General features: G+C 62.2%; 11 protein-coding genes. 8 read left to right on the forward strand and 3 right to left on the reverse strand.

Going from position 1 to position 14,352, the window contains the following annotated elements; all coding sequences use genetic code 11:
• Positions 1 to 50: 50 nt before the first annotated feature.
• Complete coding sequence (locus CLU91_RS13385) at positions 51 to 740, reverse strand: 2OG-Fe(II) oxygenase (RefSeq protein WP_100874560.1); 690 nt, start codon at positions 738 to 740, stop codon at positions 51 to 53.
• The gene (ada, locus tag CLU91_RS13390) at positions 737 to 1,792 is read right to left on the reverse strand and encodes a bifunctional DNA-binding transcriptional regulator/O6-methylguanine-DNA methyltransferase Ada (protein WP_100876722.1); all 1,056 of its coding nucleotides are present in this window, start codon (positions 1,790 to 1,792) and stop codon (positions 737 to 739) included. Before ada ends, CLU91_RS13385 begins: the two co-directional genes overlap by 4 nt.
• Before the next feature lie 190 nt (positions 1,793 to 1,982).
• Between ada and hutC the strand changes: the two genes are divergently transcribed.
• From hutC to CLU91_RS13430, 8 genes are all read left to right on the forward strand, one after another.
• Positions 1,983 to 2,702, forward strand: coding sequence for a histidine utilization repressor (gene hutC, locus CLU91_RS13395; RefSeq protein WP_100874561.1), 720 nt, complete (start codon positions 1,983 to 1,985; stop codon positions 2,700 to 2,702).
• A 369-nt stretch (positions 2,703 to 3,071) separates the two neighbouring features.
• The gene (locus tag CLU91_RS13400) at positions 3,072 to 6,356 is read left to right on the forward strand and encodes a PAS domain S-box protein (RefSeq protein ID WP_232730737.1); all 3,285 of its coding nucleotides are present in this window, start codon (positions 3,072 to 3,074) and stop codon (positions 6,354 to 6,356) included.
• A 73-nt stretch (positions 6,357 to 6,429) separates the two neighbouring features.
• Positions 6,430 to 6,888: a response regulator gene (locus CLU91_RS13405; RefSeq protein ID WP_100874562.1), complete on the forward strand. Its 459-nt coding sequence runs from the start codon at positions 6,430 to 6,432 to the stop codon at positions 6,886 to 6,888.
• A 302-nt stretch (positions 6,889 to 7,190) separates the two neighbouring features.
• Entirely contained in the window at positions 7,191 to 7,517 is a 327-nt protein-coding gene (trxA, locus tag CLU91_RS13410; RefSeq protein WP_100874563.1) for a thioredoxin TrxA, read from the forward strand.
• Between the two features lie 156 nt (positions 7,518 to 7,673).
• Positions 7,674 to 8,936 carry a transcription termination factor Rho gene (gene rho / locus CLU91_RS13415; protein ID WP_034746249.1) on the forward strand — a complete coding sequence of 421 codons (1,263 nt, stop codon included), beginning with the start codon at positions 7,674 to 7,676 and terminating at the stop codon, positions 8,934 to 8,936.
• Positions 8,937 to 9,150: 214 nt separating this feature from the next.
• The gene (locus CLU91_RS13420) at positions 9,151 to 9,420 is read left to right on the forward strand and encodes a type B 50S ribosomal protein L31 (RefSeq protein WP_010401544.1); all 270 of its coding nucleotides are present in this window, start codon (positions 9,151 to 9,153) and stop codon (positions 9,418 to 9,420) included.
• A 152-nt stretch (positions 9,421 to 9,572) separates the two neighbouring features.
• Positions 9,573 to 11,297: an ArnT family glycosyltransferase gene (locus tag CLU91_RS13425; RefSeq protein WP_100874564.1), complete on the forward strand. Its 1,725-nt coding sequence runs from the start codon at positions 9,573 to 9,575 to the stop codon at positions 11,295 to 11,297.
• 194 nt (positions 11,298 to 11,491) lie between these two features.
• A complete protein-coding gene (locus CLU91_RS13430) occupies positions 11,492 to 12,472 on the forward strand; it encodes a choice-of-anchor A family protein (protein ID WP_100874565.1) in 981 nt (326 codons plus the stop codon).
• A gap of 74 nt (positions 12,473 to 12,546) precedes the next feature.
• Here the strand turns inward: CLU91_RS13430 and CLU91_RS13435 are convergent, their stop codons facing one another.
• Positions 12,547 to 14,226, reverse strand: a complete 1,680-nt coding sequence (locus CLU91_RS13435) for an AMP-binding protein (protein ID WP_100874566.1) — start codon at positions 14,224 to 14,226, stop codon at positions 12,547 to 12,549.
• Positions 14,227 to 14,352 lie beyond the last annotated feature (126 nt).

Genomic DNA, 14,352 nt, shown 5'->3' on the forward strand with positions numbered 1-14,352 from the left:
GCAGCCATCATGCCATGTAATCCTGGAAACTCAAGGATCACACGTAGTGCTCAGCTCGCATCATGGAAAATGATGCCCAGGGTGTGGCGCAAGCCCGCACGCAGGCGCGACACGCCATGGCGCATGTTCACGCGGTAAGTGCCGCGCGTGCCGTTGACGGGGCGCAGCGCCACGGGAAAGAGCACGGCGTCGCCCTGCGCCAGCGGTACCACTTCGGCGCGCGACTGCATGCGCGGGCGCTGCTCCGTCAGCACGAACTCGCCCCCCGTGAAGTCTTCCTGCGGGCGCGACAGCAGCACGGCCAGCTGCAGCGGAAACACGTGCTCGCCATACAGGTCCTGGTGCAGGCAGTTGTAATCGCCTTCACGGTAGCGCAGCAGCAAGGGCGTGGGCCGCGTCTGCCCGGCAGCATGGCAGCGCGCCAGGAAGTCCGCGTGCTCCAATGGGTAGCGGCTATCGAGCCCCATGCTGGCATGCCAGCGGTTGGCGATGGCCGCCAGGGGCGAATACAAGCGCATGCGCAGATCGGCGACGACGTCGGGCAGCGGATAGGCGAAATACTGGTACTCGCCCTGTCCAAAGCCATGGCGCTGCATCACCACCTTGCTGCGAAAGCGCGGCGCGTCGTCATACTGCGCCGCCAGCGCGGCGCACTGCGCGGGATCGAGCAAACCCGGCACGACGGCATAACCGTATTGATTCAGCGCATTCTCGATCTGGCGCCAGTCCAGCGCCCTCACCGCTCGCCCTCGCGTTCCAGCAACGCCTGCTTGCGCTCCACGCCCCAGCGGTAGCCGGACAGCGCGCCATCGTTGCGCACCACGCGGTGGCAGGGGATGGCGACGGCCAGGGCATTGGCCGCGCAGGCACCGGCCACGGCCCGTGCGCCGTGCGGGGCGCCGATGCGCCGGGCCAGCTCGGCATAGCTGACGGTGCTACCGGCGGGAATGTCGCGCAAGGCTTGCCACACGCGCTGCTGGAACACGGTGCCGCGCACGTCGAGCGGCAAGTCCAGGCCGATAGCGGGCGCTTCGACCAGGCCGACCACCTGCGCCACCGTCTGTTCGTATTCAGCTTCCGCGCCGCGCAGCTCGGCTTGCGGAAAACGGTCCTGCAAGTCGCGCAGCAGCATTTCCGGGTCGTCATCGATCAGAATGGCGCAAATGCCCTTGTCCGTGCTGGCCACGAGGATGGCGCCCAGCGAGCAGGCGCCAATCGCAAAACGGATCACGGCGCCGCTGCCGCCGGCGCGAAAGGCGCCCGGCGTCATGCCCAGCAAGCCGGGCGTGGCGGCGTACAGGCGGCCGCTGGAATTGAAGCCGGCCGCATATAACGTTTCCGTGACGTTCGCCGCGCCCTGCAAGCCGGCCTTCAGGCGCTCGCCGCGCCGCGCCGCCGCATACGCTTTCGGCGTGATGCCCGTGTGCGCCTTGAAGACGCGGTGAAAGTGAAAGCGGCTCATGCCGGCGGCCTGCGCCAACGAGTCCAGGTCAGGCAGCTCGTCGCTGGCGTCGATCAGCCGGCAGATGTCGGCCACGATGGCCGCCTGGCGCTGGGCCAGCGGCGGCAAGTTCGGTTTGCAGCGCAGGCAGGGGCGAAAGCCGGCCGCCTCCGCCTGCTCGCAGCTGGCGTGGAAAGCCACGTTGCGGCGCAAGGCGGGACGCGCGGCGCAGGAAGGGCGGCAATACACGCCCGTCGTGCGTACCGAATAGTAAAAGACGCCGTCGGCGTCGGGCGCGCGCCGTTGCAGGGCATCCCAGCGCTCATCATCGGTGGTGTAAGAGTGATCCATGTCGGACTCCGTGCAGGTCAATGGCAAGTCATAGTAAGTCCGCAGCATAGCCAGCACCTGCGCGCGCCACACTCCGGCGCTTGCTTTTGAATTCAAAAAAGGCTGGCGGCAAGCAGCGTGCTCGGTGCTAAAATCGGCCATCGCGCCTCCAGCCGGCGGCGCGCCCTGCCCGCGCCCCGGAGAAACCGCATTGGACGATCATACTACCCAGGAAAATACGCCCATTTTCCAGCGCATCAAGGATTTTCTGCTGGCCGGCATCGCCGCCGGGCGCTGGAAGGAAGGCGACGTGATTCCCTCCGAACAAGCCCTGGTAAAACAATTCGGCGTCTCGCGCATGACGGTCAACCGCGCCGTGCGCGAGCTGACGAGCGAACAAATACTGACGCGGCGCCAGGGTTCCGGCACCTATGTGGCGCAGCAAAAATACCAGGCGACCCTGTTGGAAATCAAGAGTATCGCCGATGAAGTGCGCGCGCGCGGGCATATCCACCGCAGCAGCTTGCAATTACTCGAACGCACCAAGGCCTCGGATTTGCTGGCCAAGCACTTCGGCCTGCCGCCCGAGCACCCGCTGTTTCATTCGCTGATCGTGCATTTTGAAAACGGCGTGCCGATCCAGGTGGAAGACCGCTGGGTCAATCCCGAGTGTGCGCCCGACTACATGACGCAGGATTTTTCCAGCATCACGCCGAACGAATACCTGATGGCCGCCGCCCCCCTGCAAGGCGCCACCTACAGCATCGAAGCGCTGTCGGCGCCGCGCGACATCGCCGAAATGCTGGCCATCGACACCAAACAGCCATGCCTGGTGCTGCGCCGCCAGACGCGCTCGGGCGGCAAGATCGCTTCGATCGCCACCATGTGGCATCCCGGACACCGATATCAGTTCGCCGGCAGTTTTTCCTAAGGCTATCGGCGCGATTGAATAGCACGATTTCGCGCCAACTTTCTCACGAATTCTCACCAAATCGCAAAAAAAACCGCCATTTTGGGGCAAAAAAAATCCCGTTTTGGCTGTTTCAGAACTTAACTACTGCGACTAAATATTCGATGCTATAGTTGCCGCCAGAAAGCGCCGCAGGCGTTTATTTGAGCGTGCATCATGCACTGCCAGCCCAGCCCAATCACGCCCCAGAAAGGGATGCATTTGTCGTATTGCAGCCACACGAGTTTCAGCGCACCACGCCAACGGCGCCCTGCGCTGCGCCGGCTCGCTCGTACGATGCTGGCGGCTGGCATCGCTCTTTCGTTGCCGGTGCAGGCTGCGGCAACGGGCATGGCGCCGGCACTGCTGTGGCCGTATGCTGCCGCCAGCGCCACCGCTCTGGCGGGACTGGCTTGCTGGCAAGCCTGGCGGCTGCGGCAACAACTGCGCCACCTGCTCCTGCCCGCACATGCCCTGACGGAACAGGATGCGGGGCAAGCCTTGCGCGGCGCGGCCCTGACTGGCTGGACCTGGCGGCGCCAGTCCGACCGCTTGCAGTTCGCCCCCCAATACCAGGACGTGCTGGGCGACAAGAGCGCCAGGCTCGACCATACACTGGCCGACTGGCTGGCCGAAGTGCACCGCGACGACCGCGCGCGCCTGAGCCAGGCATTTCGCCAGCATCTGGATGGCCAGGCGCACGGCACCTTCAATTGCGAATTCCGTTTGCGCCACAGCGACGGCCACTGGCGCTGGTTGCTGGCGCGCGGCGCCGTGCTGGCACGCGCCTCGGATGGCGCCGCCACCCACGCCAGCGGCATCGTCTGCGATATCAGCGAGCGCAAGCAGGACGAACAATCGCGCATGCGTTCCATGCTGGAAGCGGCGCCCGAAGCCATGCTGGTGGCCGACATCGAGGGCAAGGTGCATTTCGCCAACCAGATCGGCGCGCGCTGTTTCGGCTACCCGCTGGCCGAATTGACGGGTATGTCACTGGAACAACTGGTGCCGGAAAGCACGGCCAACCACTCCGTGGGCGACCCGCAAGCGCGGCACAGCCTGCCAGGCCGGGTGATGATGGCGCGCCGCCGCGACGGCACGCACTTCCCCGCCAAGGTCAGCCTGTCGCCGCTGCGCATGGCGGGCCAGGTGTTTTCCATCGTCTCGCTGCGCGACATGACGCAGCGCCAGCGCGCCGAAGAAGCCTTGCACGCCAGTTCGGAACGCTACCGCCTGATCGTGCAGACGGCGGCCGAAGGCATCTGGATGACGGATGCGGACGGCAAAACCACCTTCGTCAACCCGAAGATGGCCCACATGCTGGGCTATACGGTGCAGGAAATGCTGGGCCGCCCCCTGCTCGACTTCATGGACCGCGACAGCCAGTTGCTGATGCAGCGGCGCCTGGCCAGCCACGGCAGCTTCGCCAGCCAGCCGGACCAGGTCGACTTCCGCTTCTTCCGCAAGGACTTGTCCAGCCTGTGGGGCTTGCTGTCGAGCACCAGTATCCAGTCGGACAATGGCGAGCCGGGCGGCACGCTGGCGATGATTACCGACATCACGGAACGGCGCCAGGCGTCGATCGCGCTGTCCAATTCGAGCCAGCGCATGGCGTCCGTGTTCGGCGCCGTGACAAATGGCCTGGTGGTGCAGGACAGCCACGGCCACATCCTGGAAAGCAACGCCGCCGCCGAGCGCATGCTGGCGGCCAGTCCTGCCGGCAACAGCCTGTGGCAAGCCATCCACGAGGACGGTTCCCCCTTCGACCAGCGCAGCCATCCCGTGCACATCACCCTGTCGACGGGTGTCGCCATGCGCGACGTGCTGATGGGCGTGCAGCAGCACGACGGCAGCCTGTCATGGCTGTCCGTAAATACGGAAGCCATCCGCGATGAATACGGCAAGGTGGGCATGGTGGTGGCCAGTCTGACGGACATCACGTATCACAAGCGCAGCGAGAGCGCCTTGCGCGAGCTCAATGAACATCTGGAAGAGCGCGTGGCGCAGCGCACGGAGCAGCTGGACCAGGCCAAGCAGGTGGCCGAAGAGGCGAGCCTGGCGAAGGGCCAATTCCTGGCCAACATGAGCCATGAAATCCGTACGCCGATGAATGGCGTGATCGGCATGGCGTATCTGGCCCTCAAGACGGACCTGGAACCGCGCCAGCGCGATTACCTGGAAAAAATCCGCTTCGCCGGCGAACATTTGCTGGGCATCATCGACGATATCCTCGACATCTCGAAAATCGAGGCGGGCAAGCTGGAAATCGAGCGCGTCAACTTCAGCTTCGACCACGTGGTGCAAACCCTGATGACGGTGGTGGCACCGCGCGCCGCCGGCAAGAACCTGGAACTGCTGTTTGAAATCGACCCGCAATTGCCGGCCGTGCTCGTGGGCGACCCGCTGCGCCTGGGGCAAGTGCTGATCAACTACGCCAATAACGCCATCAAGTTCAGCGAACAGGGCAGCATTACCGTGAAAGTACGCAAGGTGGTGGCGGACGCGAAACACTGCCTGGTGCGCTTCGAAGTGTGCGACCACGGCATCGGCCTGTCGCAGGATGAAATGAGTAAACTGTTCCAGTCCTTCCAGCAAGCCGATACCTCCACCACGCGCGAATATGGCGGCACGGGCCTGGGCCTGGCCATCTGCAAGCAGCTGGCACAGCTGATGGGTGGCGACGTGGGTGTCGACAGCCGTCCCGGCGCTGGCAGCACCTTCTGGTTCACGGCCAACCTGGGCATTTCCGACCAGGCGGCGCCGGCCATGCTCGACAGCATGGCGCAGACGGCTGCGGCCATGCGCGCCAGCGCCGACGCCGCCCTGGTCCTGCGCACGCTCAAGCATGCGCGCATCCTGCTGGTGGAAGACAACACGTTTAATCAGCAGGTGGCGCTGGAATTGCTGGAAGAAGCGGGCGCCTCCGTCTGCCTGGCCAACAATGGCGAAGAGGCGCTCGACCTGCTGCGCCAGACGCAGTTCGACTGCGTGCTGATGGACGTGCAGATGCCGTTGATGGATGGCTTGCAAGCGACGCGCCACATCCGCGCCGATCCGCAGCTGGCGCACCTGCGCGTGCTGGCCATGACGGCCACGGCCACCAGTGAAGACCGCGTGCGCTGCCTGGAAGCAGGCATGGACGATTTCATTTCCAAACCGATCCAGCCGGCCATGATGTACCAGACCATCGCCAGCTGGCTGCCGGCGCGCGAGACGCCGCCACCACCGGCGCGCAGCCGCGCCGCGCCCGCCTTCAAGACCACCCTGGCCGGCGACCCGCAAGTGATCGACCTGTCCATCCTGGCCAAGTTGCTGGGTTACAACCCGGAAAAAGTGCGCAAATTTGCCTTCAAGTTCCTGCAGACCACGCAGGATGGCTTTGGCGACATCGATGCGGCCCTGGCGCGCGGCGACGTGCACCAGGTGCGCGAACTGGGGCACCGTATCAAGTCGTCGGCGCGCACCGTGGGCGCCCTGGGGCTGGCCGAACTGTGCCACAACCTGGAAACGCTGGCGCCGGGCGAACCGGCCGACGAGGCTGAGCGCGCACGGCGCATCGTCACGCGCCTGTGGCCCCTGCTGGAACTGATCACCGAACAAATCATGAATAACACCAGCTTTGCCAATGACGATTAGCTACCGCCAAATCACCTTACGGCAAGGTATCGGCATCGACAACGATGCAGCATATCAATAGGAAGACAGGACGATGAATACTGTATCAAACCAAGCAAGCCGGGAACACAGCGAAGCAGGCCTGGCGCCGTTGCGCGTGCTGCTGCTGGACGACGACGTTTTCATGCTCGACGTGCTCAGCGACATGCTCGAACAAATGGGTCCGTTCGACATCCGCTGCGAATCGCACAGCGAACAGGCACTGGCTACCCTGAAGCAGCACCAGCCCGACCTGCTGATCTGCGACCTGTCCATGCCCGACATCGACGGCATCGAATTTCTGCGCATGGCGGCGGAGAATGGCTTCCGCGGCGGCGTGGTGCTGCTGTCGGGTCTGCATTCGGCCGTGCGCCTGGCGGCCGAACGCCTGGCCATGGCCAATGGCCTGCATATATTAGGCACCTTCCGCAAGCCGATGGAGAGCGCGGAATTGCAGCTGATGGTGAACTTGCAACTGCAGCACACGGCCCGCCAGGCCAGCGTACAGGCCTGAGCGCGGAGGAGAACCGGAGGGCGGGTACGGCGCTGCGGACCAGCAGGCATGCGGCTTTGCCGCCCTGCCGGCACACGCGGTGGCGATATGCCTCAAGTTTTTCTGCAATAATCGCCACGCTTTGAAAAAATGGGTTATTATTTCAGCCATCCCCGCCTGCATACCTCTGGTCGCACCTTCCAAGAACATTGAATTCGTGCCCATTGTCCCCATCTTCTCATTGCATTCCAGGAAGCATGGATGGCGAACCAGCGTATGGTTAATCCCAGGCATTATTGATCCCACCCTCATTTGAGGAAAATATGAGCGAAAATATCAAACACATTAGCGATGCATCTTTTGAAGCAGACGTCCTGAAATCCGACTTGCCCGTCCTGGTGGACTTCTGGGCTGAGTGGTGCGGTCCCTGCAAGGCCATCGCCCCGATTCTGGAAGAAGTGGCCAAGGAATACGCCGGCCGCATCCTGATCGCCAAGATGGACGTGGACGCCAACCAGGCAGTGCCTGCCAAGTTCGGCATCCGCGGCATCCCGACCCTGATCCTGTTCAAGGATGGTGTCGCAGCTGCTCAAAAAGTGGGCGCCATGGCCAAGGGCCAGTTGACCGCTTTCGTCGACAGCAACATTTAATGTATGATGGGCAGCGCTGCGCCCGCAGCGCCGCCTGACTGGAACCACCGGGAAGCGGCTTTGCCCTCATTCGTGCACAGCCTTCCCCAATAATTAATCAACGCCACGCAGTCCCCTCCCCTACCTTTACCTCCCGTCTCGGGACACTCAACATATATGCATTTATCCGAACTAAAGGCCCTACACGTATCCGCCCTGCTTGAGATGGCGATCGGTCTTGACATTGACAACGCAGCCCGCTTGCGCAAACAGGAGCTGATGTTCGCTATCCTGAAAAAACGCGCCAAGTCCGGCGAACAGATTTTTGGCGACGGCGCCCTGGAAGTGCTGCCAGACGGCTTCGGCTTCCTGCGCTCGCCTGACGCCAGCTACATGGCGTCCACCGACGACATTTACATCTCCCCTTCGCAAATCCGCCGCTTCAATCTGCACACCGGCGATTCGATCGAAGGCGAGGTACGGACCCCGAAAGATGGCGAACGCTATTTCGCATTGGTCAAAGTCGACAAGGTCAACGGCGAATCGCCGGAGATGTCGAAACACCGCATCCTGTTTGAAAACCTGACGCCGCTGCACCCGAACGAGCCGCTGCGCCTGGAACGTGAAATGAATGGCCAGGAAAACATCACCGGCCGCATCATCGACCTGATCGCCCCGATCGGCAAAGGCCAGCGCGGCTTGCTGGTGGCATCGCCGAAATCCGGTAAATCCGTGATCCTGCAGCACATCGCGCATGCGATCACGGCCAATCACCCGGACATCACGCTGATCGTGCTGCTGATCGACGAACGTCCGGAAGAAGTTACCGAAATGCAACGCTCCGTGCGCGGCGAAGTCGTCGCCTCGACCTTCGACGAGCCGGCCACGCGCCACGTGCAAGTGGCCGAGATGGTGCTGGAAAAAGCCAAGCGCCTGGTCGAAATGAAAAAAGACGTGGTCATCCTGCTCGACTCGATCACCCGTCTGGCCCGTGCCTACAACACCGTCATCCCTGCCTCGGGCAAGGTCCTGACCGGTGGTGTCGACGCCAACGCGCTGCAACGTCCAAAACGCTTCTTCGGCGCCGCGCGCAATATCGAAGAAGGCGGCTCGCTGACCATCATCGCCACGGCGCTGATCGAAACGGGTTCGCGCATGGATGACGTGATCTTTGAAGAATTCAAGGGTACCGGCAACATGGAAGTACATCTGGAACGCCGTCTGGCTGAAAAACGCGTCTATCCGGCAATCAACCTGAACAAATCGGGTACCCGCCGCGAAGAACTGCTGATCAAGCCGAACGAACTGCAAAAAATCTGGATCCTGCGCAAGTTGCTGTACTCGATGGACGAGATCGAGGCGATGGAGTTCATTCTCGACAAGATGAAAGCCACAAAGAACAACGCAGAATTTTTCGATATGATGCGTAGAGGCGGCTGATTTTTGGGGTCAGACCCGGCGGGTCTGACCCCAGCCGTCCGCTGATCATCCTGCGAAAGCCGCTCATTGAGCGGCTTTTTTATTGCCTGCAGCCCGAAAGCGCTATATAATCGACGGTTGCATTATTTTAAACCCTGGCAAGTGATCGGCAATCGGGTCAAGAAGCAAGACGACCGACGAAGTGCTGTTTGGCTACCTACTTAGAGAGAATCCCATGAAAGTCGATACCCATCCAGAATACCGCGAAGTTGTTTTCCACGATCTGTCGTGCGATTTCAAATTCGTTACCCGCTCGACCATCCAGACCCGCGAAAAAATCACCCACGACGGTAAAGAATACCCACTGGTGAAGATCGAGGTTTCGGCTGAATCGCACCCATTCTTCACGGGCAAGCACAAAATCGTCGATACCGCTGGTCGCGTCGAGAAGTTCCGTCAGAAGTTCGGTACCGTTGGTTCGAAAACCGCAGTCGCAGCAGGCTGATTTTTGCCGCTTGGCGGCAAAAAAGGGCAGCTTCGGCTGCCAGAGAAAAGGCAGCCACGGCTGCCTTTTTTGTCTTTGGCCGCTTTACTTTATACTCGCGCATACCCGACGCCATTCGTCGCGTCTTGCCACTATTCTGATACCGATTATCGATGAAGCCAGTCCGCCTTCCCGCCGCTGCCACACTCGCGCTGCCACGATGGGCCTTGTTTGCGCTTGGCCTGCTGTACATCCTGCCTGGCCTGATCGGCCGCGAACCGTGGAAGAACGATGATGCCGCCAGTTTCGGCATCATGTGGACCATGGCACATGGCGGCCTGAACGACTGGCTGTGGCCCAACGTGGCCGGCTTGTCCTGGCCCGAGGAAGGCCCGCTGGCCTTCTGGCTGGGCGCCATTTTCATCAAACTGTTCGGCTGGATCGACGGCGACGTCTTCGGCGCACGCATGTCGACCATCGGCATCTTCGTCATCAGCACCCTGTCCGTCTGGTACACCGCCTTCAACCTGGGCCGCCGCAATGACGCCCAGCCCCTGCGCCTGGCCTTCGGCGGCCAGCCCGAGCCGGACGATTTCGGCCGCACCCTGGCCGATGCCGCCGTGCTGATCTATCTGGGCTGCCTGGGCTTGCTGCAGCACAGCCACGACATCACGGCCGAAGCGCTGCATGTGTCGCTGATGGCCTATTTGCTGTACCGCGCCGTGCGCTATGTGGAAGGCCCATCCATGCGCAATGCCGCCCTGCTGGGCCTGGCGCTGGGCGGCCTGACCCTCACGCGCGGCTGGATCACGCCGGCGGCGCTGAGCATCGCCCTGCTGCTGTGCACCGTCTTCCTGCGCCTGCCGCTGCTGCGCAGCGTGCGCCACCTGGCGCTGGCCGTGCTCGTGGCCATCGCACTGACCCTCGTCTGGCTGTTGCCGGGCGAACTGCTGCAACCCTACGGCCATTCGCCGCTGCAGGCATGGATAGAGTGGAATAGCCGCCAGTTCAGCGCCCCGAGCCTGAAAAGCCTGCAATATTTCTTGCGTGTCGGCATCTGGTTCTTCTGGCCCGCCTGGCCATTCGCCGCCTGGGCCGTGTATGCCTGGCGCCGCCAGCACCACGTGCTGCACATCGTCGTGCCGCTGACCTTTGTCGCCATGCTGGCCATCCTGGGCCTGTGCCACCCCGATCCCGAACCGAGCCAGCTGTTGCCCCTGCTGCCGCCGCTGGCCGTCATGGCCGCGTTCGGCCTGCTGACCATGAAACGGGGCGCCATCAACGCCATCGACTGGTTCTCCGTGATGGTGCTGACCATCTGCGCCCTCGTACTGTGGCTGTTCTGGTTCGCCATCCTGACGGGCTGGCCGCCGCAACAGGCCCACAATGCACTGAAACTCGTGCCAGGATTTAAGCCCGAACTGGAACTGGTGGCCTTCTTCGTGGCCGCTGGCGTCACGGCCGGCTGGATCGCCCTGGTGCACTGGCGCATCTCGCGCCAGCCTGCCGTGCTGTGGCGCGCCGTGGTGCTGTCGTCCGGCGGCCTGATCCTGATCTGGGTGCTGATCATGACCTTGTTCCTGCCGCCGCTGAACTACAGCAAGAGCTACGCCAGCGTGGCGCACCAGATTTCCGTCCACCTGCCGCCAGGCAGCAAGTGCATCAACAGCAACGTCAGTGCCGCCCAGCGCGCCTCGTTCGCCTACTACGGCCACCTGCCGTTTGCCAGCGTGGAGCAGCAGCAATGCGATGTCTTCTTGTTACAAGACAGCATCAAGGTTCCTGACAGCAAGGAACAACTGCCCGAGCATCACGGCGCGGACTGGATCAAGCTATGGGAGGGACGCCGCCCCACCGACAATGTGGAGCGCTTCCGCCTGTACCAGCGCGTCAGGTAACACACGAAAAACCGGGCATGTCCCGGTTTTTTCTTGCCCGCCAACGCCGCGGCAAGAACAGACAAAATGTTGCCTTTAAATATAGTCAATTAACTAAAATGAACGACAATTGTTTTTTATATTATAATGTCGGCCAGCGCGATGGCGGTGCATTTGCTTTCCCGCCCTTCCGTCCCCATTACTAGAGAATATTTATGACATTTTTTGCCTCACGCACCTTGCCGCTCATCAGCGCCGCCCTGCTCGCTTTTTCCTTCAGCGCCTCGGCCCAGGCCACCGTGATTGACCTCGGCGTCGCCAACGGCTATTCGGCTTTTATCTTCGGCAACATCGGCAGCAGCGGCGCCAGCGGCTTCACCAGCGTCAGCGGCAGCCTGGCCGCTGGCGGCAGTATCTACCTGGACGGCTACAGCGTCGGCACGAACAAGAAGCCGGGCAGCGCCGCCAACACGCTGGTTGCCGGTAGCAACCTGAACATCGGCGGCGGCGGCATCAACGGCACGGCCGTCTACGGCGTGAGCAATGCCAACGGCAGCGTGACGGCGCCATCGTGGTACCCAACGGGCACCTTCAGCAAGGGCAATGCCTCCACCCTGGACTTTGCCGCTGCCCAGCAGCAACTGACGACCCTGTCGGGCAATGTGGCCAAGCTGCAATCGAACGGCACCGTGATCTCCCAATACGGCGGCTTCAAGCTGGTGGGCGACGTCAACGCCGACGTGAATGTCTTCACGATCAATGCGGACAACCTGCATAACCTGATCCTGGACGTATCGTCGTTGAAAAGCACGGCCAGCATCATCATCAACGGCACAGCCACCAATATCACCATGAGCGGCGGCTTCGACAATTTCGACAATTTCGCCAACCGCACGCTGTTCAACTTCGCCAACGCCACCACCACCAACCTGCAGAACGCCGGCATCAACGGCAGCATCCTGGCACCGAACAGCGCTTTCTCGGGTTCGGGCGCCATGAACGGCACCCTGGTCGCCAATTCGGTCAGCTCGATCAATTATGGCCACGTGTCGATGAACGGCTCCGGCTTCAACACGGTCAACGTCTCGGCCGTGCCGGAACCCGGCACCTGGGCCATGCTGCTGGCCGGCCTGGGCTTGCTGGCCTTCATGCGCCGCCGCACGCCAGCGCGCGCACCGCAAGCCGCGATGGCCTGAGCTTTACGCTGAACCAATGCAAAACACCGGGCCGCGCGAGCGTCCCGGTGTTTTTTTATGTGCTGGCAAAATAGTTACTCCACGCTCAACCCCAGATCCGTGGCCACCTGCTGGCGCAACAAATATTTCTGGATCTTGCCCGTCACCGTCATGGGAAATTCCTCGACGAAGCGCACATAGCGGGGAATCTTGTAATAGGCGATCTGCCCGTCGCAAAAGGCGCGGATATCCTCGCTGGTGGCCTGCGTGCCCGGCCGCAGGATGATGCAGGCGCACAGTTCTTCGCCATACTTGGCATCGGGCACGCCCACGCATTGCACGTCGAGCACGCTCGGGTGGCGGTACAGGAATTCCTCGACTTCGCGCGGATAGATGTTTTCGCCACCACGGATGACCATGTCTTTCGAGCGCCCGACGATGCTGCAAAAGCCGTAGTCGTCGATGACGGCCAGGTCGCCCGTGTGCATCCAGCGCGCCGTGTCGATGGCCTCATTTGTTTTTTCAGGGTCGCCCCAGTAGCCCTGCATCACGGAATAGCCGCGCGTGAGCAATTCGCCCTTCTCGCCGCGCGGCACGATCCGGCCTTCCGCATCGATGATTTTCACTTCCAGGTGCGGGTGGACTCTGCCGATGGATGACACGCGCATCTCGCGCGGGTCTTCGATCGACGTCTGGAAGCTGACGGGCGACGTTTCCGTCATGCCATACGCGATGGTAATTTCCGCCATGTGCATCAATTCGATGACCCGCGTCATGACTTCCATCGGGCAGGGCGAACCGGCCATGATGCCGGTGCGCAACTGGGACAGATCGTATTGCTTGAAATCAGCATGGTCGAGGATGGCGATGAACATCGTCGGCACGCCATGCAGCCCCGTGCAGCGCTCGGCCTGCACCGTTTCCAGCACGGCCTTCGGATCGAAACCTTCGCCCGGGAACACCATGGCCGCGCCATGCGTGACGCAGGCCAGGTTGCCCAGCACCATGCCGAAACAGTGGTACAGGGGCACGGGGATGCACAGGCGGTCCCGTTCCGTCAAACGCATGGCCTCGCCGATGAAAAAGCCGTTGTTCAGGATATTGTGGTGCGTCAAAGTGGCGCCCTTGGGCGCGCCCGTGGTGCCGGACGTGAACTGAATGTTGACGGCGTCGTCAAACTGCAAGGTGGCGCTGACGTCTTCCAGGTGCGCCAGGTCGGCCTCCGTGATGCCCTCCATCAGGGCGTCGAAGTTGTGCATGCCGGGCGTGGCGGCCGTGCCCAGGCGGATAACGTGGCGCAATTGCGGCAGGCGCGGCGATTGCAGGGCGCCGGCGCGCGAACGGGCGACCTCCGGCACCACGTCTTGCACGATGGCCAGGTAATCGCTGGACTTGAAGCTGGGCGACAGGATCAGCGCGCTGCATTGCACCTTGTCGAGCACGTATTCGAGTTCCGAACGCCGGTAGGCGGGGTTGATGTTGACCATGATCAAGCCAGCTTTCGCCGTGGCAAACTGGGTCAGCACCCATTCGGCGCAGTTTTGCGACCAGATGCCGATCCGGTCGCCCGGCTGCAAGCCCAGCTTCAGCAAGCCTGCGGCCAGGCGGTGCACGCGCTGCTGGAATTCCATATACGTCCAGCGCACGTTCTGGTGCGCCACGATCAGGGCATCGTGCTGGCCGTAGCGAGCGGCGACGCCGTCCAGGTAAGCGCCTATCGTTTCGCCGATCAACGGCGTCTCGTGGGCGCCATGTACATAACTGATTGCTTGCATGCTGTCTCCAGGGTATGTGGCGCGACGCGCTCTTGTTATCGTCTTCGATGCTGAAAATTATAGCCGCAACCGCCCCCGCCCTGCACCAGCTTGCTGTAATGTGCAGGCCAGCACACCAGACACTCA

This window comes from Janthinobacterium sp. 64 (genome assembly GCF_002813325.1).
In the GTDB taxonomy this organism is placed as follows: domain Bacteria; phylum Pseudomonadota; class Gammaproteobacteria; order Burkholderiales; family Burkholderiaceae_D; genus Janthinobacterium.